General features: G+C 60.2%; 14 protein-coding genes and 1 pseudogene. 4 read left to right on the top strand and 11 right to left on the bottom strand.

Annotation, left to right across the window (positions count from 1 at the left end):
- Positions 1-478 precede the first annotated feature (478 nt).
- Entirely contained in the window at positions 479-1,048 is a 570-nt protein-coding gene (locus AB4N76_RS15795; RefSeq protein WP_077432300.1) for a HutD/Ves family protein, read from the bottom strand.
- Positions 1,045-1,755: a histidine utilization repressor gene (gene hutC, locus AB4N76_RS15790; protein WP_154505298.1), complete on the bottom strand. Its 711-nt coding sequence runs from the start codon at positions 1,753-1,755 to the stop codon at positions 1,045-1,047. The genes AB4N76_RS15795 and hutC overlap by 4 nt, the downstream gene beginning before the upstream one ends.
- A gap of 146 nt (positions 1,756-1,901) precedes the next feature.
- Between hutC and AB4N76_RS15785 the strand changes: the two genes are divergently transcribed.
- Positions 1,902-3,266, top strand: coding sequence for a formimidoylglutamate deiminase (locus tag AB4N76_RS15785; protein WP_046031215.1), 1,365 nt, complete (start codon positions 1,902-1,904; stop codon positions 3,264-3,266).
- 113 nt (positions 3,267-3,379) lie between these two features.
- Here the strand turns inward: AB4N76_RS15785 and AB4N76_RS15780 are convergent, their stop codons facing one another.
- Positions 3,380-3,949: a lipocalin family protein gene (locus tag AB4N76_RS15780; RefSeq protein ID WP_077432298.1), complete on the bottom strand. Its 570-nt coding sequence runs from the start codon at positions 3,947-3,949 to the stop codon at positions 3,380-3,382.
- Positions 3,950-3,980: 31 nt separating this feature from the next.
- Positions 3,981-4,235 (bottom strand): lipoprotein, encoded by a 255-nt coding sequence (locus AB4N76_RS15775; protein ID WP_046031217.1) that lies wholly within the window; start codon positions 4,233-4,235, stop codon positions 3,981-3,983.
- Positions 4,236-4,509: 274 nt separating this feature from the next.
- Between AB4N76_RS15775 and AB4N76_RS15770 the strand changes: the two are divergent.
- Together AB4N76_RS15770 and AB4N76_RS15765 are read left to right on the top strand one after the other, a co-directional pair.
- Positions 4,510-5,505 (top strand): annotated as a pseudogene (locus AB4N76_RS15770) (cache domain-containing protein); the annotation flags it as partial.
- 141 nt (positions 5,506-5,646) lie between these two features.
- Complete coding sequence (locus AB4N76_RS15765; protein ID WP_371916744.1) at positions 5,647-6,411, top strand: methyl-accepting chemotaxis protein; 765 nt, start codon at positions 5,647-5,649, stop codon at positions 6,409-6,411.
- 96 nt (positions 6,412-6,507) lie between these two features.
- On the opposite strand, the gene AB4N76_RS15760 is transcribed toward AB4N76_RS15765, so the two are convergent.
- The 5 genes from AB4N76_RS15760 to AB4N76_RS15740 form a co-directional block, all read right to left on the bottom strand.
- A complete protein-coding gene (locus tag AB4N76_RS15760) occupies positions 6,508-7,110 on the bottom strand; it encodes a DUF924 family protein (RefSeq protein WP_077432297.1) in 603 nt (200 codons plus the stop codon).
- Positions 7,111-7,113: 3 nt separating this feature from the next.
- Positions 7,114-8,124 (bottom strand): class 1 fructose-bisphosphatase, encoded by a 1,011-nt coding sequence (locus AB4N76_RS15755; protein WP_046031220.1) that lies wholly within the window; start codon positions 8,122-8,124, stop codon positions 7,114-7,116.
- A 292-nt stretch (positions 8,125-8,416) separates the two neighbouring features.
- Positions 8,417-9,790: a DUF3999 domain-containing protein gene (locus tag AB4N76_RS15750; protein WP_460163233.1), complete on the bottom strand. Its 1,374-nt coding sequence runs from the start codon at positions 9,788-9,790 to the stop codon at positions 8,417-8,419.
- Positions 9,787-13,389 (bottom strand): DUF2339 domain-containing protein, encoded by a 3,603-nt coding sequence (locus AB4N76_RS15745; RefSeq protein WP_460163232.1) that lies wholly within the window; start codon positions 13,387-13,389, stop codon positions 9,787-9,789. The genes AB4N76_RS15750 and AB4N76_RS15745 overlap by 4 nt, the downstream gene beginning before the upstream one ends.
- A 201-nt stretch (positions 13,390-13,590) precedes the next feature.
- Entirely contained in the window at positions 13,591-16,041 is a 2,451-nt protein-coding gene (locus AB4N76_RS15740; RefSeq protein WP_046031223.1) for a glycogen/starch/alpha-glucan phosphorylase, read from the bottom strand.
- A 258-nt stretch (positions 16,042-16,299) separates the two neighbouring features.
- Between AB4N76_RS15740 and AB4N76_RS15735 the strand changes: the two genes are divergently transcribed.
- Complete coding sequence (locus AB4N76_RS15735) at positions 16,300-16,740, top strand: YkgJ family cysteine cluster protein (RefSeq protein ID WP_090473876.1); 441 nt, start codon at positions 16,300-16,302, stop codon at positions 16,738-16,740.
- 348 nt (positions 16,741-17,088) lie between these two features.
- Here the strand turns inward: AB4N76_RS15735 and typA are convergent, their stop codons facing one another.
- Positions 17,089-18,909 carry a translational GTPase TypA gene (gene typA / locus AB4N76_RS15730; RefSeq protein ID WP_007949013.1) on the bottom strand — a complete coding sequence of 607 codons (1,821 nt, stop codon included), beginning with the start codon at positions 18,907-18,909 and terminating at the stop codon, positions 17,089-17,091.
- A gap of 139 nt (positions 18,910-19,048) precedes the next feature.
- Positions 19,049-20,503, bottom strand: a complete 1,455-nt coding sequence (gene thiI, locus AB4N76_RS15725; protein ID WP_046031225.1) for a tRNA uracil 4-sulfurtransferase ThiI — start codon at positions 20,501-20,503, stop codon at positions 19,049-19,051.
- Positions 20,504-20,751: the final 248 nt, after the last annotated feature.

The following is a 20,751-nucleotide window of genomic DNA, read 5'->3' as shown; positions in this document are numbered from 1 at the left end:
GCAGTGGGCGAGCAAGCCGATGGGCATCAGTGCACACCGGCGAATCAGTGGACGACGGTTGAGTCTTCGTGACTCATACGCATACGTCTTTACTTGTACATACAAGCATATGCAATCAAGCGGCCAACTTGTTGGATGGATGTTCAAGAAAACCTTTTGGCATGGCTGGAGAGCGCCTGAATCAAGGGTTCTGGCGTAGATGAAATTTTTCGGGGGGATTTTTGGTAGCGCTGGGGTGCTGTTACTAAAGCGAGGTTTTGCGCCGCGCTGGGGCGTTCGGTAACAAGTTGGTGCGCTTAGGGGAACAGAAATGAAGTATCGGGCAACTTGCGATCTGTAGCAGCTGGCGAAGCCTGCGTTCGTCTGCGTAGCAGTCGCCTATCAGATGAGATGGCCCTGGAGACCGCAGTGGCTGATTTCACGACTGCTGCGCAGCCGGAACGCAGGCTGCGCCAGCTGCTACAAAGTGAGTGTTGACTCAGTGAGCCGTCAGTTCGATCACACAGCAGGCGCCGTTGCTCGAGACTTCCAGCAGGCCGGTGTTACCGTCGAGTTGCAGGCAATCATGGCGACCGAGTTGCGACGTGCTGTTACCGACCGTCACGTCCAATGCATCGCTGATGCTGAACACCAACACCGTACGCGCCGAGGCGAAAAACTGCTGCTCGCCGGAAAGCCACTGCAAGCGCGCATCAAAACGCTGCGGCGCATAAATCAGGTTGAAATCGCGAATCGGCCCGCCGAGCAATGTGCAGGACACGTCGCTCTCACCGCTAAAGGCAAACGGGGTCAGCGGTAACAATGGATGCGTATCTTGACCGTCCACCCGCAAGGTCATGCCATCACCTTGCAGCACGGTGATGACGCGCTCGTACCCGGTGAACGTCGAGAAGCCGCCCGACTCGCCGATGTCGGCAATCGACAGGCGCCAGCCAAAACCGTCAAGGCCCGTGCCTGCATCGCGGGTGATTTCTTCTGTGCTGCCACCGCCGTTTTTCCACGGCATGCGTGGGTAATCTTTGGCGCGCAAAACCTTCAAAGCATTCATTTATGAAAGCGTCCTTCCAGACGATGACGGGAACCGGGGTGGATCAAACGGGCGGCGGTCACCGGCTGACGGCCCGACCAGGTGCGGCGGCGAATCAGCAGGCACGGCTCGCCCTTTTCAATCTGCAGCAATTTGCATTCGCTGGCTTCGGCCAGAATCGCCTCGACCACATGCTCGCCCTCCGTCAGCGGCGCGACCTGGTTCAGGTAGGCGTAAGGCGTTTGCAGGGTGAAGTCCTGTTTGAGGTAGTCGGGGGCCACCAGCGCGTTGACGAAACGGTCTTCGATTTGCACCGGGATATCGTTTTCGAAATGCACGATCAGCGAGTGGAAAACCCGCTGCCCTTCGCGCATGTCCAACGCTAAAGCGCGTTCGGAGCCGGCGGCTTCTTCTTCGAGGGTAATCACTTTGCAAGTGTGACGATGGCCACGGGAGGCGATTTCGTCGGCAATGTTGTGCACTTCAAACAGCGCGGACTGGCTTTTCGGCTCGGCGACGAACGTGCCGACGCCTTGCATGCGCACCAACAGACCGTCGGCGGTCATCTCCCGCAGCGCACGGTTGATGGTCATGCGGCTGAAACCGAGTTGGCTGACCAGCTCGCTTTCCGACGGAACGCGGTAGTGCGGCGGCCAGTTTCCACTGTCGATTTGCTGGGTAATCATCTGTTTGACGCGGGCGTACAAGGGCGCCGGACTGTCGCCCATGTTCGCGGCCAACGGTGACACTGGGGGCGGAGTCGGCACGGTTAATCCTTGGTCGTTTAGTGAATATCGCTAGCTTGCCGGAGTTTACCGGGCAGGCAAACGTCTGTATATGTATATACAAATAACACACGATGGGGTGCTGAACCATGTCCGCCTTCTTTGCCGAACGCGCGCTGCTGCCTAGTGGATGGGCCAACAATGTACGTCTTGAGGTCAATGCCGAGGGCGTTTTGACCCATATCCAGGCCGATTCCCATGCAGATGGCGCCGAACGGCTGAGCGGTCCACTGCTGCCGGGAATGCCGAATCTGCACTCCCATGCCTTCCAGCGAGCGATGGCCGGACTGGCAGAAGTGGCGGGCAATCCGAACGACAGTTTCTGGACCTGGCGCGATTTGATGTATCGCCTCGTCGGAAAAATCAGCCCGGACCAACTCGGCGTCATCGCCCGTCAGTTGTACATCGAAATGCTCAAGGCCGGTTACACATCGGTGGCGGAATTTCATTACGTGCATCACGACACCAACGGCCAGCCTTACGCGGACCCGGCCGAGTTGGCGCTGCGCGTCAGCCAGGCCGCCAGTTCCGCCGGTATTGGCCTGACCCTGCTGCCGGTGCTCTACAGCCACTCCGGCTTTGGTGGCCAGACCCCGAACGAAGGTCAGCGCCGCTTCATCAACAGCACCGAAAACTACCTCAAGCTTCAGTCGCGCTTGCAACCACTCCTGGCGCAGCAACCAGCGCAGTCGCTGGGTCTGTGTTTCCACTCATTGCGCGCAGTCACGCCGCAGCAAATCAGCGAAGTGCTGGCGGCCAGCGACAAGCAATGCCCGGTGCACCTCCATATCGCCGAGCAGCAGAAAGAAGTCGATGACTGCCTGACCTGGAGTGGTCGCCGTCCGCTGCAATGGCTGTATGAAAACACCGAGGTCGATCAGCGCTGGTGCCTGGTTCACGCCACCCACGCCAACGCCGAAGAGGTCACGCTGATGGCCAAGAGTCGCGCCATCGCCGGCTTGTGCCTGACCACTGAAGCCAACCTGGGCGACGGGATCTTCCCGGCGGTGGATTTCCTCGCTCAGGGCGGACGCATGGGCATCGGCTCTGACAGCCATGTCTCGTTGAGCGTGGTGGAGGAATTGCGCTGGCTGGAATATGGCCAGCGTCTGCGCGATCAGCGGCGTAACCGCTTGTATGGCGCGGATCAGCCAATGGTGGGCCGCACGCTGTACGACGCCGCACTGGACGGCGGCGCACAGGCACTGGGGCAGCCGATTGGCGCGCTGGAAGTGGGCAAGCGGGCAGATTGGCTGGTGCTCGATGGCAATGATCCGTACCTGGCGACGGCCAGTGGCGACGGGATTTTGAATCGCTGGCTGTTTGCCGGTGGTGATCGCCAGGTGCGCGATGTGCTGGTCAATGGCCAGTGGGTTGTGCGTGACGGGCGTCATGCCGATGAGGAAGAAAGCAACCGCGCTTTCACCCAGGTCCTGCGCGATCTTTTAGGCTGATAAAAAAACCTGTGGGAGCGAGCTTGCTCGCGATGGCGGCCTGTCAGTCAACATTTCTGTTGAAGCTGATGGCCTCATCGCGAGCGAGCTCGCTCCCACAGGTATATGTGCAGTTAGTCCGAGGTCTTGGCCATCTGCTGCTCCGACGCACGCCAGATCAGCCGCGAGGTGTCGTAACCCTGCTGACGCGCCTTGCTCAGCAGTTCCTCGCGCACGACGCCATTGACGGTCGGCGTGCGGGCCAGCAGCCACAGATACTTGCGGCTCGGGTCGCCAACAATGGCTGTCTTGTAGTCGTCGCTGACGTACAACACCCAGTATTCGCCCTTCGCCGTGCCGGGGATCAACCGAGAGAACCAGGTATCGAACTTGACCCACAATTTGTCGGTTTTGCCCGGCACCTGTGGATAAGCCGTGCCCTTGACCTCTTCCCACTGCCACTGCGGCGTCAGGCAGCGGTTCAAGACCGCCAGGTTGCCGTCCGGCTTGAGCGTGTAATGGGCTTCGGATTGTGCGCAGTCACGCTGGAAATACATGGGCATGCGAGCCAACTCGTACCAGGTCCCTTGGTAGCGCTTGAGGTTGACGCTGTTGACGGTTTTTGGCGCCAACGAATCTTGGCCAGAAGTGGCGCAGCCAGCCAAAACCAGGCCGGCAAAAAGTACGAGTAATAACCGCTTCATTGTTTTTCTCCCGCGGGCGCAGCGCCCCGGTTTACTTCAGGCCTTGGCCGGAAAACATCAATACTTTGTCACCGGCGTACTGCACGCTGATAAAGCTGTTTTTGTCGCCCCAGGTGCAACTGGACATGCCGAGCGCGCCCGAGCAATCAGCAGGTGTACCCAGCAACGTCTCGACCTCGGCCTTGGGCATGCCGGTCGATAGTTTCGAGTAGTTTTCCTGATTGACCTTGCTGCATGCGGCCAACAACACGCAGAACGAGAGCAAGGCGATAGAACGCAGCGACATGGTGAGACTCCTGGAACGAAGGGGAATGGCATGGCTGCCAAGCTGAAGCTTAGAAGAGCAAACCCCCATCTGGTTCCCCGACTGTTGTGCTATTTATCGGGCCACTCGTCTGCCTTCTTTCGAAAAATCAGCAACTTTCTCGCGCCATTGAGTATTTCGTCGGTTTTTGCAAAAACGCGCCTAATCTTTGGCGCTGACCAGTCGACATAGAGGCAGCGCCAAGCCCTCGACTGTGACGATTTGACGCCCCTCGCCGACCAGCCCCTCCGCGGTAATGCATTTAATGACCAGAAACATGAAGTTCAGCCACAAGATCCTGTTGGCAGCCGCCCTCGTGGTCGCCGTTGCGTTCGCCTGCTTTATCCTGTTCAACGACTACCGCCAGCGCCAGACCCTGCGCAGCAGTACCGAATCGTCGATGCAGGAACTCGGCAGCCTGACCACTAGCAACATCCAGACATGGCTGGAAAGTCGCATCCAGTTGCTGCAATCGCTGTCCCAGCAGATCGCCGTGGATGGCAGCGCCCAGGCCAGCCTGAAACGCGCCATCGACCTGCCGGCCTACACCAGCAACTTCCAGCTGAGCTATTTCGGTGGCACTGACGGCGTGATGTTCTCGGTCCCGGCCGGCAATCGCGCCGCCGACTACGATCCTCGTTCCCGCGGCTGGTACAAGGCGGCCAACAGCGCACAACAGACCATCGTCACCGAACCATACATTGCCGCATCCTCCGGCAAACTGGTGATCACCGTCGCCACGCCAGTGAAGTATCAGAGCCAGATGATCGGCGTTGCCGGCGCGGACATTGACCTGTCCAGCGTCAGCGCGATCATCAACTCGCTGAACTTCGGCGGCCACGGCCACGCGTTCATCGTCAGTGCCGACGGCAAGATCCTGATTCACCCGGACAACAAACTGGTGCTCAAAGGCCTCGCCGACGCCTACCCGAACGGCGCGCCGAACGTCAGCCCGGGTATGAAAGAAGTCGAGATCGACGGCAAGAAACAGTTCATGTCCTTCACCCACGTCAACGGTGTGCCGTCGGCAGACTGGTACGTGGCACTGGTGCTGGATCAGGACACCGCGTTCTCGATGCTCAGCGAATTCCGCACCTCGGCGATCATTGCCATGGTGATTGCCGTGGTGATCATCATCGCGTTGCTGGGCGTGTTGATCAGCGTCCTGATGCAGCCGCTGCTGACCATGGGCCGCGCGATGCATGACATCGCCGAAGGTGAAGGTGACCTGACCAAGCGCCTGACCATTCATGGCCAGGACGAATTCGGTGCACTGGGCACCTCGTTCAACCGCTTTGTAGAGCGTATTCACACCTCGATTCGTGAAGTGTCGTCGGCCACCGGCCAGGTCAACGAAGTCGCCCTGCGTGTGGTGGCCGCTTCCAACTCGTCGATGTTCAACTCCGATCAACAGGCCTCGCGTACCAGCAGCGTGGCCGCGGCGATCAACGAGTTGGGTGCCGCCGCCCAGGAAATCGCCCAGAACGCCGCCCTCGCCTCCCAGCATTCGAGCGATGCCCGCGCCATGGCAGAAGATGGCCAGCAAGTCGTCGACAAAACCATCGCGGCGATGCAGCAGCTGTCGGCGAAGATCAGTGATTCGTGCGGCAACATTGAAACGCTCAACAGCAACACCGTGAACATCGGGCAGATTCTGGAAGTGATCACCAGCATCTCCCAGCAGACCAACTTGCTGGCCCTGAACGCGGCCATCGAAGCGGCTCGCGCCGGTGAAGCCGGTCGTGGTTTTGCCGTGGTGGCGGACGAGGTGCGCAACCTGGCGCACCGCACGCAGGATTCGGCGCAGCAAGTGCAGAAGATGATCGAGGAATTGCAAGTCGGCGCCCGCGAAGCGGTGAGCACCATGACCGACAGCCAGCGCCAGAGCGAAAGCAGCGTCGGCATCGCCAACCAGGCTGGCGAACGCCTGGGCAGCGTGACGCAGCGCATTGGCGAAATCGACGGGATGAATCAGTCGGTGGCGACAGCGACTGAGGAACAGACTGCCGTGGTGGAATCGATCAACGTCGACATCACCGAGATCAACACGTTGAACCAGGAAGGCGTGGAAAACTTGCAGTCAACCTTGCGCGCCTGCGCTGACCTGGAACAGCAGGCGGCGCGGTTGAAGCAGTTGGTCGGCAGCTTCCGGATCTAAAGCGCTCTCCGGCCCCATCGCGGGCAAGCCCGCTCCCACATGGATCACTGTGGGAGCGGGCTTGCCCGCGATGGGGTCATCAACCGCATTGAAGATTTAGAACCTGGACCCAGGCTTCGACAGAAACGCCAACTCCTCAGCCGTCGACTCCCGCCCCAACACCGCATTGCGATGCGGAAACCGCCCAAACTGCGCAATCACCTTCTGATGCTTCTCGGCATAGTCCAGATAGTCGGTAAACAGTGTTCGATCCGCCTCCGGCTGTTGCGCCAACAAATCGATGTAACGCGAGATGCACTCGTTCTGCACCGCCAGGTGTTCGCAGTGCTCCAGCACCAGATAGATGAACACCCGCTGAATCGGCCGCAACTGCCGGTCGAAATCCGCAGCAATGCCTTGCCCCACCAGTGCCTGAGCCCTGAGATCGCCGGAATAGGATTTGGGGGTGTCGCGGTAGATCATTCGCGGGAGTTGATCGAGCAACAGCACCAGAGCCAGCCAACCTTCGGGGCGTTGCGCCCAATCAGTCAAACCGCCGGTCAGTGCCTGCTCGACCCAGCCCCCGAAACGCGTGCGCGCTTCGAGGTCCTGGCTGTCGCGCTTGCCGAACCACAACTTGCCCTTGTCAGCCGCTATTTCGCTGGCAGATTCGAAAGAACCAAACCACCAATCGAGCAACGGCTGCCAGGGCGCGGTCATGAATCAGGCCTTGTGGTAAGCCGTAACGCGTTCGACTTCTTCTTTCGAGCCGAGGAACACTGCCACGCGCTGGTGCAGGCCATCAGGCTTGATGTCGAGAATGCGCTGGTGACCGTCGGTGGAAGCACCGCCGGCTTGCTCGACCAGGAACGACATCGGGTTGGCTTCGTACATCAGGCGCAGTTTGCCCGGCTTGGACGGCTCGCGGCTGTCGCGTGGGTACATGAACAGACCGCCACGGGTCAGGATACGGTGCACGTCGGCCACCATCGCGGCGACCCAGCGCATGTTGTAGTTCTTTTTCAGCGGACCTTCATCGCCTGCCAGCAATTCGCCGACGTAACGCTGTACCGGTGCTTCCCAGTGACGCTGGTTGGACGCGTTGATGGCGAATTCCTGGGTGGACTCAGGAATGGTGATGTTTTCGTGGGTCAGTACGAAACTGCCCATTTCACGGTCCAGGGTGAAGCCTTTTACGCCATCACCCAGGGTCAGGATCAACATGGTCTGTGGACCGTAGATCGCGTAACCGGCGGCTACTTGCTGGGTGCCTGGCTGCAGGAAGGCCTTTTCATTCAAGGGCTCGTTCTGGCTCAGGTATTCGTTCGGGCAGCGCAGTACCGAGAAGATGGTGCCGACCGGGGCGTTGATGTCGATGTTCGACGAACCGTCCAGCGGGTCGAATACCAGCAGGTACGCGCCTTTCGGGTATTTGCCCGGGATCTGGTAGGCATTGTCCATTTCTTCGGACGCCATGCCGGCCAGGTGACCGCCCCATTCGTTGGCTTCGAGCAGGATCTCGTTGGAGATCACGTCGAGCTTCTTCTGCACTTCGCCCTGGACGTTTTCAGTGCCCATGCTGCCCAGAACACCACCCAGGGCGCCTTTGGACACGGCGTGGTTGATTTCTTTGCAAGCACGCGCCACCACTTCGATCAGGAAACGCAGATCGGCAGGAGTGTTGTTGCTACGGGTCTGCTCAATCAAATAGCGACTCAGGGTAACGCGGGACATGGAAGGCTCCGGTGGAATGGGGGCTAAAAACCCGCGCAGTTTAGCGCGAGTCGAGGCGCATTTCCTCCTATCAGACGTGATACACCCAAGAGAGTTCATGCGCGGGGATTAGCGTAGTTCGAAACGGGCCGAATGTGGACCGGTGGCAGGGGGCAGATTCGAGATTTTCTTTGCCAGGCAGTCCGCCTTCGCGGGCAAGCCCGCTCCCACATTCGACCGCGTATCTCTAATGAAACCCGGTCACCTGTGGGAGCGGGCTTGCCCGCGATTTGGCGCGCAGCGCCAGCCGTTCTCAGGGTTTGACCGGTGGTTTGCGCAGCAAACTGAACGCCATCGCCGCCAGGAACACCACACTGAGCAACAACACGGCCCACAGGCCGAGCTTCTTCCAGCTCGTGTCACCCGTCGCCGGGGCCGCCGATGTAGACACCGGCGTTACCACCGCTCCGCCGTCCACCGTCGCCTTACCCAACGTCGCCACCTTCTGCGCGCTGTAATCGGGAATCAGCGTCGACAATGGCAAGCTCACCGCTTTCGCCGTCGCACTGCCCAGCGCCAGCGTGTAGGGGCCGGGGCCGCGCGCCAGGAATACCAGTTGCGTCGAGCGCACGGCAAATTTCAGCGTCGGCGCGGCGCTGCCCAGGCCACCGCCGCGCTCATCCACCACCAGCTTCAGCTGCTGCACGGTTTGCCCCGGCAACTGCAATTCGTTCTGCACCACGTCCTGGCTATTCTGGGTCAGGCGATACAGCAAACCGCTGCCCAGTGGCTGCCACGGCAAGCTGCTCTCCCGGCGACCCGACAAGGTGACCGGCGCCAGGCTATTGGGTTGGCTCAGGTCGATCTGCACCCGTTCGACATTCAGCCCCATCGGCAACTGCCAGGTGTATTCACCCGCCTTCGAGCTGCTGCCGGCCAAGGCCTGTGACCAGACCAACGGCAGTGGCAGGCTGCGGCTGCTCGCGCTTTCCAGTTGCGCGGACGTCAGCACTGGCGCCGATTGTGGTGAAGTCCACAGCAAGCGCAGATAACGCGCCGATTGCCCCGGCAAGCCGACCTCATGCTGCTCGACCCGTTCGTCGGCAAACGCCAACCGCGCCACCTGCCCGTCGCCCCATGACTGCCAATGCTGCAAGTCGTCACTGGCTTCAATGCTGAATCGCTGGAAGCCGTCGTGCTCGGTGGTCCAGTCGAGGACCAATTGCTGTAACGGCGCCTTGATGCCACTGGCATCGAGCAACCAGCCGCGCAGTTCTTCTTCGCCCGCCTCCAACTGGCTGGACGGCTGCACCTCGACCAACGTGCCGTTGGCGCTTGATTGCACCCGCACGCTGGGCGCGCGCTCGGTGGAATCCGCCGAGCTGTACAACGGGAACCACTTCACATCGGTCAGCGCGCGACTTTCGCGGGTCTGGGCCGATTCTCGGGCCAAGGCATACGCCTGAACCTGGCCAGCAGCGTTGAACACGCGTACATCGCTCAGGTCGGTTTGGCGCGCATTCAACTGCACGCTCAACGGCAAATCGAGGCGATACCACGGGCCTTCGCCGCTCACGGACAACGGCACTTGAGTGGTGAAATCCGCGGGTTGTTCCTGTGCGCCAACCGACAGCGTCACACCCAGCGCAACCACGCTCAACCAGCCCAGATTCAGCTTCTGACTCAAGACGACACTCCTTCGGTTTCCGGGGCCGGTTTTTCTGATTCCGGCACAGCCTCGGCGCGCTTGGGCGGCAGCGGTGCGAAATAACCGACGACCAACAGCAACACGCCAACGCCGATAAACGAGACGATCCGCGCCAGTCCGCCGCGGTTACTCAATTCAACAAAGAACAACTTGGCCACCACCACACCGATCAGCGCCGCACCGATCAGCCAGACTTCGCGGCGATGACGCAAATGACCGCCGATCATCAGGCTCAGTGCCATCAGGGTCCAGACGATGGACAGCCCGGCCTGCACCAGCATCGATTCAAGCAACGCGTCGAACTCAAACGGCACGCCACCCCAATGATGAGCCGTGCGCATGACCAGCGCGGTGAAGAACACGAACAGCGAAACCCCGGCGATCAGTTGCGTGGCGTGTGCGGCGTAGTCCTTGCGGATCGCCAGTTGCGTCACGGCGCTGCGCGACCAGAGGTAGACGCCGAACAGTGCAAACAGCAGGCCCATCTCCAGTGGATTGATCAACGGCACATACGGCAGTGGTTCGGCGGTGCCGTCACTGACGACGTTTGCCAGCCAGAACCAGCCGAGCATCAGCAACGCCAGCGGTGCCGCCGCATAAAGGCGATATTCGCGAGGATAAGCCGACACCGGCCACGGCCCGTTGCGCGGTGCCGCCATCAGCACCAGATACAGGCTCGGCAGAATCGCCCAACCCAACCAGCGCCAGGCGTTGTATTGCTCGGACAACAGCAGCAAGCCGTAACGCAGCTCCAGCGCCAACACACCGATCAACAGCCAGCAGCCGAGCACATGCGCGGTGCTCAGGGCGCGGGCGGGCAACATCGGCGCCAGACGCTTCAGTGAAACGAAATGCACCCCAAACACCGCAGCCCAGGCCAGCCAGCCGAAACTGGCCGCCGGGTGATAACGCGACTGCCAGGCCGCGAGCAGCACGACGCCGGCAGCAGGCATCAGCAATGTGCAGAGCAAACCCAGCGCCGACCAGTTCAGACGTAGCGCCAACACGCTCCACAGCACCACGCTGACCGCCGCGACCGCCAACAGCAACGTTGCTTGCAGACTCTGCGGCGCAAAACGCAGCACTTCGCTGATCCACGCCAGCGCCCACCACCCCGCGCCCCACACCAGCAACACTTCAGACAAACGCCGCAAACTCAGGACATCGAACGCGGAGCCATGGTTACCCAGTTGCAAGCGCCAGGCACCGACCAGCGCGGCCAGGCCCAGCACCAGCGGCGTCCAGAAACCGCTGTGCGCCAGCGGCTTCAGCCCTTCGCTGGCCAACGGGCCGAGCAATTGCGGCCCGGCGAACAGAAACGCCGCGCCACCGATCACTTGCAACAACAGACCGAAGACAAAACTCACGCGCTGCTTCAGGTAAAGGCTCAGCCAGATGATCAACAGACCGCTGGCCGCCCACACCGCACTCGCGGTTTGCCATGGCAAGACGAACAACACCGCCAGATTTATCAGCACCAGACCGGCCAGCAACACCACCGACAATCCGCGCAGCAATCTCACGTCGCTGCGCACCATGTCATCGCGCGCCGCCAGCAACATGCCGGCGATCAACGCCAGGCCGATCAACGATGCGCTGAGCAATCCGCTCCAGCCGGCGCTAAACACCGCAGCCGACTCGCCGCTCGCCCCTTGCAGCCGCAGCAGAAACAACGCGCCACCGAGCAACTGCACAGCAAACGCGGTGAACAGGAACGTGCGCGATTGCAGGCGCAGGCCGACAAACAACGTCGCCAACCCCGCCAACGCCCAACTGATCGCCGTGCCGTGGGTGAGGAAGAACAACGGCGCCAGCAGATAGAGGAAGGTCAGGCCGAGACATGCCAGTACGGGCAGCCCTTGGCGTTCCCACTGCGAGGTAAGCTCGGGCAAGGCCTTGCGTAATTGATAGAAGCTGAACAGCAATGCGATGCCGAGCATCATCGCGCCCAGCGGCGAGCCGTCGAGCAGGCTGCCTTCACCGATACGCAGTTCACTGAGGAACGCCAGCGCCGAACCCAGTTGCAACAGCAAGGCAAAGGCTCGGGCCAATGGGCGTTGCTGGCGCAGGCCGAGCCAGAAGATTCCGGCGCCTTCGACGGCCCAGGCAGCGGCGGTCCAACGGGCATCGAGCCCCAAAGGAATCGCGAAGCTGGCGAAGATCACGCCCAGTGCCAGGCAGGTTTCCGCCAACAGCAGCGCCCGTCCGCCCATCAGCAAACGGGCAAGGCCCATGTAGATCATGCCCAGCGCCAGCGCACTGAACGCAGCGGCTAATTCCAGATGCTGGACCAGCGCGAACTGCAAGCCGAAGCCCACCAGCGGTGGCCCAAACAGCATCGTGCCGTCGACGTAATCACCCTTGCGCGCCGACCAGCGCAGTAGCGCCTCGCGGCTGTCGTCCTTAGGGGCGTCGCTCATTTCCAGCAACTTGCGCCGGGCAAACAGCAGGCCGATGGCCAGGTACATCAGGAAGAACAGGATCAGAAACGGCTCGGTACTCCACAGCAATTCTGGCGCGTAGGAACGCAGCCCCCAGGCGAAACCGATGCCGAAGGTGCCGGCAAAGCCAATCAGGTTGAGCAGCCGCCAGGCCTTGAACCAGGCGATGGCGAGGATGCCGGCATTGAGCAAGGCGAAGTAGCTGAACAGCGCGACGTGGTTGCCGGCGCCGGTAGACGTGAGGATCGGCGCGGCAAAACCGCCCAGCGCGGCGGCGCACGCCAGCGCCAGTGAGTCCTGGGTGATGGCCAGAATGGCCGAGAACACCGTCACCGCCACCAACAGGCCAAGGGCCGCCGTCGGATCCAGCAATGGATGCAAACGCATCGCCGCGAACACCGTCAGGTACAGCACGGCGATCCCGGTGCCTTGCAGCATCAGCGCATAATTGGTATTGCGATGGCGCAGCCACCAGCCCAAACCGAGCAGCCCCAATGCCGCCGCTGCGACGCCGGCGTAACGCAATTCGATCGGCACCACCATGCCTTCGGTGGCATAGCGCAGCAGAAAGGCCAGACCGAGGAAGAGCAACACCACACCGACCCGCAGCACGGTGTTGCCGCCGAACAGCCACGCTCGGGCGCCACTGATGGCACGGTCGATGAAGTTGGGGCCGCGCGGGGTGACGGGTTCTTGCGGTTCGTGGGCGACCGGTTCGGGTTTCCAGGCATCGGCAGGCAGTGGCCGACTGGTTTCAGTGGCCGCCGCCGTAATGGGTTCGAGCTCGGGAGGCAGGTCCCAGATCAGCTCCGGGGTATGGAGCGCAATTTCGTCGAGTGAGAACCCGGCAGTCGGGGCCGGTTCACTAGCAATCGATTCATTGGCAACCGACTCGCTGGTATCAGGCACCTGGACGCCAGACACCTCCAGCAACGCCAGACGTTGCTGCACCGCCTCAAGCGCCACCTGCGCCTGGGCCAGTAATTGGCGTTGCGCGGTGGCTTGCGAATCCAGACGGCCGATGCGAATGGCCTGGCCAATCCCCAACCCGAGCAAGCCGCCCAAGAGTGCATCACTGAACGACTCGTCGAGTATCCAGCCGAGCACCAGCCCTATCAGCATGAAAATCCATTGCATGGTCGATATCCCTAAGCGGCCCATTGCCTTGTGGCGTCTGCACTGACGTCATCGCGGGCAAGCCATGCTCCCACAGTCCGTGTGATCCTGTGGGAGCATGGCTTGCCCGCGATTGAGCGCGCAGCGCTCACTGAAACTGGCGCTTAGTATATCGGTCAGGCCCAACAATCGCCGGGCCTTGCACGCAATTATTGCTAAAAGTTACTCCAGCGCCTTCCAGATATCCGTGGCGTACTCGCGAATGGTCCGGTCCGAGGAGAACCAGCCCATCCGCGCCGTGTTCAGCACCGCCGAGCGCCACCATTCCTTGGAGTCGTGCCAATGGGCTTCGACGCGCATCTGCGCATTCCAGTAAGAATCGAAATCGGCGCACACCAGGAAGCGGTCGTAATCCACCAGCGAATCGATCAGCCCGGCGTAACGGGACGGATCATCCGGCGAAAACACCCCGCCACGAATTGCTTGCAACACGTCATTGAGTCGATGAGACGCGGCGATATCCGGCGTCGCATTGAATTCATGGTTCTGCTTGCGCGCTTCAACCTGCTGCGCACTGAGGCCGAAGATGAACATGTGCTCAGAGCCGATGCGCTCGCACATTTCCACGTTGGCCCCATCAAGGGTGCCGATGGTCAATGCACCGTTGAGGCCGAACTTCATGTTGCTGGTGCCGGAGGCTTCGAAGCCGGCGGTGGAAATCTGCTCCGACAAATCCGCCGCCGGAATAATGCTCTCCGCCAGGCTGACGTTGTAGTTGGGCAGGAACACCACTTTGAGCAAGCCGCGCACCGTCGGGTCGTTGTTCACCACCCGGGCGATGTCATTGGTCAGTTTGATGATCAGCTTGGCCTGGTGATAACTGGCCGCCGCCTTGCCGGCGAAGATCTTCACCCGCGGTACCCAGTCGATTTCAGGTTCCGCCCGAATCGCCTGATACAACGCCACGGTGTGCATGAGGTTGAGCAACTGGCGTTTGTATTCGTGGATCCGCTTGACCTGCACATCGAACATCGCCGCCGGGTTGACCGCCACCCCCAGCCGCTCGTGAATCAGGTGCGCCAGGGCTTTCTTGCTGTGCAGCCGCTGCTCCGCGAACGCCTTGCGGAACGCGGATTTCTCGGCGAACGGTTCCAGATCAAGCAAGCGCCCTTCGGGGTTGTCCAGCAAATCAGGGCCGAGGGCATCGACCATCATCGACGTCAGCTCGGGGTTGGCCTGGTACAGCCAGCGGCGGAAGGTGATGCCGTTGGTCTTGTTATTGATCCTATTCGGGTAGAGCTTGTGCAGTTCGGAGAACACCGTTTTACGCATCAATTGTGTATGCAGGCCGGACACGCCGTTGACGCTGTGGGAGCCGAGAAACGCCAGGTTACCCATGCGCACACGCCGACCGTTGTCTTCCTCGATCAGCGACACAGCGCGCAGCACGTCGAAATCGTGCACGCCTTTGGCGCGTAGCGAATCGATGTGATGGGCGTTGATCAGGTAAATGATCTGCATGTGTCGCGGCAACATCCGCTCCATCAAACCGACCGGCCAGGTTTCCAGCGCTTCCGGCAGCAGCGTGTGGTTGGTGTAGGAAAGCGTGTCGACGGTAACCTGCCACGCCGCATCCCAGGCGACGTCGTAGACATCCACCAGTTGGCGCATCAATTCGGCCACGGCAATCGAGGGATGGGTGTCGTTGAGTTGGATCGCCGCGTGATCGCCCAGGGTCAGGACCGAGGTGTGCATGTTGCGATGGCGACGCAGCAAGTCTTGCAGGGAGGCGGCGACAAAGAAGTATTCCTGACGCAAACGCAGTTCCTGGCCGGCTTCGGTGCTGTCCGCCGGGTAGAGCACGCGGGAGATACTTTCGGCCCGGGCCACTTCGGCCACCGCGCCCAAGTGGTCGCCGGCATTGAAACGCTCCAGGTGCAAATCTTCCATGGCCCGGGCGCGCCACAAACGCAGCGTGTTGACGCTCGCCCCGCGCCAACCGACCACCGGCGTGTCATACGCAATCGCACGGACGGTTTCCACCGGGGTCCAGACCTGCTTGGTCTTGCCGTTTTCATCGGTGAAGGTTTCGACGCTGCCACCAAAGCCAATCGGGTACACAACCTCTGGCCGTTCAAACTCCCACGGGTTGCCGAAGTCCAGCCAGTGTTCGGTCTGCTCCTGCTGCCAGCCGTCGACGATGGCCTGGCGAAACAAACCGTGCTCGTAACGAATGCCATAACCATGACCGGCGATGCCGAGGGTCGACATGCTTTCCATAAAGCACGCGGCCAGACGACCGAGGCCGCCGTTGCCCAGCGCCGCATCGGGTTCCAGCAGGCGGATGCGTTCAAGGTCGACACCGAGTTCGGTCAGGGCTTCGCGAGCGACGTCGAGCAGGCCAAGGTTGCTCAGGCTGTCGTAGAGCAGCCGGCCAATAAGAAATTCCAGGGAAAGGTAATAAACCCGTTTCTGCCCTTTGCGGTAGATCTGCCGGGTGTGGTCCATCCAGTGCTCGACCATGTGATCTCGTGCCGCCAGGGCGATGGCTTCGAACCAGTCGTGGTCGAAGGCGTGATCCGGGTCTTTACCCACCGCGTAAGTGAGTTTGGTCAAGACGGCGTCGCGGAATGCGGCCACCTCTGCATCGCGAACAAGTGGTTCTTGAGTCATCGATAGGACCTCGAGCGAGCGTGGAGTTGTTGAGCCTAGACGGTCTGACAGACGCCGGGGGCTCTGGTTCGGCAGTTTTTCCTGAGAGTGCGAGATCGGTCGGCATTACATTGTCGTGTGCCTGAATCAATGCAGGGGCCGTGCCGGATTAACGGTGCCGATTGGGCAATACAAAAAAATCTGGCGAAAGGTTGTTCAAAAATCCACCAGTCCCGGTATGATCGCGCGCCCTGATGCACGTGCTGGTAACAACCGATGATGAAGCCCAACCTGATCGCCGCCGCTGAGATCGATCGCCTCGATACCTGGGCCAAGTACTCTGCGCCGATGTGCGGTTCCTGCGTGTCCAGCTGCTGCACGCTGCCGGTCGAGGTCAAGATCAAGGATCTGATCCGCATCGGTATCGTCGACGAATTCGAGCGCGGCGAGCCGGCGAAAAACATCGCCAAGCGCCTGCAGAAGGAAGGGATCGTCGAGCGCTACAGCCAGAAAACCGAGATCTTTACCCTCCAGCGCATGAGCAACAACGATTGCCTGTACCTGGATCGTAAGAGCCGTCTGTGCACTATTTATGAAAAGCGCCCTGACACGTGCCGCAACCACCCGAAAATCGGGCCGCGCCCGGGGTATTGCGCTTACAAGCCCAAGGAAGTGGCGCGCGAGACCAGCAGCAGTCGCCGGCCCCTCGAGAAGTTTTAACCCCTTTGCATGAGCATTCCCACGCTCGGCGTGGGAATGCAGCCCGAGACGCTCCGCGTCCCAAAGCGGACGCGGAGCGTCCATAGAGGGCATTCCCACGCAGAGCGTGGGAACGATCAAAACGCATCAATCCCCCCGTAGCAGCTGTCGAGCTTGCGAGGCAGCGTTCGGCTGCGCAGCAGTCGCAGTCCGGGGACAAGGTCGAAATGATGCACCGCAGCGTTTGATTTCACGACAGCTGCGCAGCCGAACGCTGCCTCGCAAGCTCGGCAGCTGCTACAGCCAGACAAACAAAAACGCCCCCGACCTTGCGGTCGGGGGCGTTTTTTTGCCAGCTAACTAAATGACTTAGTTACCGGACTTCTTCGCAGCGCGGGTACGCTCGCTTTCGCCCAGGATCTTCTTGCGAAGACGGATGGACTTAGGAGTGACTTCACACAGTTCGTCTTCTTGTACGAACTCCAGAGCTTGCTCCAGAGTGAACTTGACAGGCGGAACCAGTGCGATGGTTTCGTCTTTACCCGAAGCACGCATGTTGTCGAGCTTCTTGCCTTTAGTCGGGTTAACACCCAGGTCGTTGTCGCGGCTGTTCAAGCCAACGATTTGACCTTCATAGATGTCCTGGCCGTGTTCTACGAACAACTTGCCACGCGCCTGCAGGGTTTCCAGCGAGTAAGTCAGAGCCTTACCGGTCGCTACCGACACCAGTACACCGTTCTGACGGCCGGACATGTCGCCGGACTTCATCACGTCGTAACGGTCGAAGATCGAGGTCAGGATGCCGCCACCGGAGGTCAGGGTCAGGAACTCGTTACGGAAACCGATCAAGCCACGAGCCGGGATGTTGTACTCAAGGCGCACACGGCCCTTGCCATCCGGAACCATGTTGGTCAGGTCGCCTTTACGCAGGCCCATTTGCTCCATGATCGCGCCCTGGGATTCTTCCGGCAGGTCGATGGTCACGTTTTCGTACGGTTCGTGCTTGACGCCGTCAACCATACGGATGATCACTTCCGGACGACCAACACCCATTTCGAAGCCTTCGCGACGCATGGTTTCGATCAGTACCGAGAGGTGCAGCTCACCACGGCCGGACACTTTGAACTTGTCAGCCGAGTCGCCTTCTTCAACGCGCAGAGCAACGTTGTACAGCAGCTCTTTGTCCAGACGTTCCTTGATGTTACGGCTGGTCACGAACTTGCCTTCACGGCCGCAGAACGGCGAGTCGTTAACCTGGAAGGTCATCGAAACGGTTGGCTCGTCAACGGTCAGCGGCTTCATCGCTTCGACGTTCAGTGGGTCGCACAGAGTGTCGGAGATGAACAGTTGGTCGAAGCCGCTAACGCAGACGATGTCGCCGGCAGCTGCTTCTTCAACGTCGATGCGGTGCAGACCGTGGTGACCCATCAGCTTCAGGATACGACCGTTACGGCGCTTGCCGTCGGCATCGATTGCCACAACCGGGGTGTTCGGCTTGACGCGACCACGAGCGATACGGCCAACGCCGATAACACCCAGGAAGCTGTTGTAGTCCAGAGCGGAGATCTGCATCTGGAACGGACCGTCACGGTCGACTTTCGGTGCTGGTACATCGTCGACGATCGACTGGTACAGCGGGGTCATGTCTTCAGCCATGGCGGTGTGGTCAAGACCAGCAATACCGTTCAGGGCCGAGGCGTAGACGACTTTGAAGTCCAGCTGTTCTTCGGTAGCACCCAGGTTGTCGAACAGGTCGAAGATCTGGTCCAGAACCCAGTCCGGACGCGCGCCTGGACGGTCAACCTTGTTGATGACCACGATTGGACGCAGGCCGGCTTCGAAAGCCTTCTTGGTCACGAAACGGGTTTGCGGCATAGGGCCGTCTTGAGCGTCAACCAGCAGCAGAACGGAGTCAACCATCGACATTACGCGTTCAACTTCACCGCCGAAGTCGGCGTGGCCCGGGGTGTCCACGATGTTGATGTGGTAGCCGTTCCAGTTGATGGCGGTGTTTTTCGCCAGAATGGTAATACCGCGCTCTTTCTCCTGGTCGTTGGAGTCCATCACGCGCTCGTCGTTGAGCTCGTTGCGCTCCAGGGTGCCGGATTGACGCAAGAGTTTGTCTACCAGGGTGGTTTTACCATGGTCAACGTGAGCAATGATGGCGATGTTGCGTAGATTTTCGATCACTTGTGTATCTCGATCAGAGGATTCGGTGTGCTGACAAGTCTTGGCAGCGATTTACAGTAGAGTCAGGCCTTGCCGTTACAGCTTGACGGCAGAGTCGGGGGGCCGGTGACGCAGGCCACAGGCATACAGCCCCGGGCTCTTAGCTCGGTCGATAAACGCGCACATTGGCATGCCCCTCACTGAGCAAATGGTGGGCATGCAGGCGACTCATCACGCCTTTGTCGCAATACAGCAGGTACTGGCGAGTAGGGTCCAGTTCCTTGAAACGAGCGTTCAATGCATAAAACGGCATCGTTTGTACCTCGATGCCAGCGAGGTCCAGCGGGTCATCCTCAGCGGCATCCGGGTGACGGATGTCGATGACGATTTGCCCCGCCAGCGCTTCGCTGACTTCTTCAATCTGCAAGTCCTGGCCCAATTCGTCGATTACGCGATCGATCGGCACCAGTTTGGCGTTTTCGAGCGCACGCTCGAGCACCGCCATGTCGAATTCTTTCTCTTCGTGCTCCACCCGGTGGCGCTTGGCAGCCGTCTTCGGATTAACCGAGATGACCCCGCAGTATTCCGGCATGTGCTTGGCGAAGTCGGCCGTCCCGATTTCGTTGGCCAGGTCGATGATGTCCTGCTTGTGACTGGCGATCAGCGGGCGCAGCACCAGCTTCTCGGTCACGCAGTCGATCACGTTCAGGTTCGGCAAAGTCTGGCTCGACACCTGGGAGATCGCCTCGCCGGTCACCAGCGCTTCGATTTGCAGTCGATCAGCAATACGGGAAGCAGCGCGCAACATCATACGCTTCAAAACTACACCCATATGACTGTTATCGACTTTCCCGAGAATTTCTCCCAGTACTTCCTCGAACGGCACACTGACAAATAACACGCGCTGGGAGCTGCCGTACTTCTTCCAGATGAAGTGCGCGACTTCCATCACGCCCAGCTCGTGGGCCCTTCCGCCCAGATTGAAGAAGCAGAAGTGAGCCATCAGGCCGCGACGCATGATCTGGTAGGCCGCCACGGTGGAGTCGAAGCCGCCGGACATCAACACAAGTGTCTGTTCCAGTGCACCCAGCGGATAACCGCCGATGCCGTTGTGCTGACTGTGGATTACGAACAACCGTTGGTCGCGAACTTCGATTCGGACTTCGATTTCAGGCTTTTTCAGGTCAATCCCGGCGGCACCGCACTGACGGCGCAACTGGCTGCCGACGTACTTCTCAATATCTATCGAGCTAAATGGGTGCTTGCCGGCGCGTTTGCAACGCACCGAAAAAATCTTGCCGGCCAGCGCATCACCGTAGTGCTGCTTGCATTTTTCAACGATGTCGTCGAAATCCCCCAGCGGGTACTCATCGATCTGCAGGAAGTGCGCGACGCCCGGCATGCAGCTCAGGCGCTCGCCCATCTCCTTCAGGGCCTTGGGGTCGCTGACGCGGGTTTCCAGCTCGAGGTTGTCCCACACGCCGTTCACCACCACGGCCGGGTCCAGATCGCGGAGCACGGCACGGATGTTCTTGGCCAATTGGCGGATGAAACGCATCCGTACCGGGCGGCTCTTGATGGTGATCTCAGGGAAGACTTTTACGATTAATTTCATGGAAACAGCGCGCGCATGGCCTGCCGAAAAAGGGGGGCGCGGATTATAGCGGAAATTGCTCAAGGTTTAACCAATTAATGTGCAGAAGGTTTTGCGCGCACCAAAACGGGTCATTTGTGAATTTCAGCGCTACATTGTAGGGCGGGATTTCCCACCTAAAGGGCCTTTGCGCCTTTATAAGCGTGTATTTGGGGCAAAAAACCCATGGTGGGGCACTGGCATGCAATTTGCTCCCTTGTGAGGCAGGT

It is taken from the genome of Pseudomonas sp. S2_F03 (genome assembly GCF_054668335.1).
Note: the sequence above shows the minus strand (reverse complement) of the source record. Positions and strands in the feature narration are given on the sequence as shown.

What these genes read in the sequence shown, in the direction of transcription:
- AB4N76_RS15795 (WP_077432300.1), bottom strand. Translation starts at nt 1,048, where the DNA reads ATGAATGCTTTGAAGGTTTTGCGCGCCAAAGATTACCCACGCATGCCG.
- hutC (WP_154505298.1), bottom strand. Translation starts at nt 1,755, where the DNA reads ATGGGCGACAGTCCGGCGCCCTTGTACGCCCGCGTCAAACAGATGATT.
- AB4N76_RS15785 (WP_046031215.1), top strand. Translation starts at nt 1,902, where the DNA reads ATGTCCGCCTTCTTTGCCGAACGCGCGCTGCTGCCTAGTGGATGGGCC.
- AB4N76_RS15780 (WP_077432298.1), bottom strand. Translation starts at nt 3,949, where the DNA reads ATGAAGCGGTTATTACTCGTACTTTTTGCCGGCCTGGTTTTGGCTGGC.
- AB4N76_RS15775 (WP_046031217.1), bottom strand. Translation starts at nt 4,235, where the DNA reads ATGTCGCTGCGTTCTATCGCCTTGCTCTCGTTCTGCGTGTTGTTGGCC.
- AB4N76_RS15765 (WP_371916744.1), top strand. Translation starts at nt 5,647, where the DNA reads ATGTTCAACTCCGATCAACAGGCCTCGCGTACCAGCAGCGTGGCCGCG.
- AB4N76_RS15760 (WP_077432297.1), bottom strand. Translation starts at nt 7,110, where the DNA reads ATGACCGCGCCCTGGCAGCCGTTGCTCGATTGGTGGTTTGGTTCTTTC.
- AB4N76_RS15755 (WP_046031220.1), bottom strand. Translation starts at nt 8,124, where the DNA reads ATGTCCCGCGTTACCCTGAGTCGCTATTTGATTGAGCAGACCCGTAGC.
- AB4N76_RS15745 (WP_460163232.1), bottom strand. Translation starts at nt 13,389, where the DNA reads ATGCAATGGATTTTCATGCTGATAGGGCTGGTGCTCGGCTGGATACTC.
- AB4N76_RS15740 (WP_046031223.1), bottom strand. Translation starts at nt 16,041, where the DNA reads ATGACTCAAGAACCACTTGTTCGCGATGCAGAGGTGGCCGCATTCCGC.
- AB4N76_RS15735 (WP_090473876.1), top strand. Translation starts at nt 16,300, where the DNA reads ATGAAGCCCAACCTGATCGCCGCCGCTGAGATCGATCGCCTCGATACC.
- thiI (WP_046031225.1), bottom strand. Translation starts at nt 20,503, where the DNA reads ATGAAATTAATCGTAAAAGTCTTCCCTGAGATCACCATCAAGAGCCGC.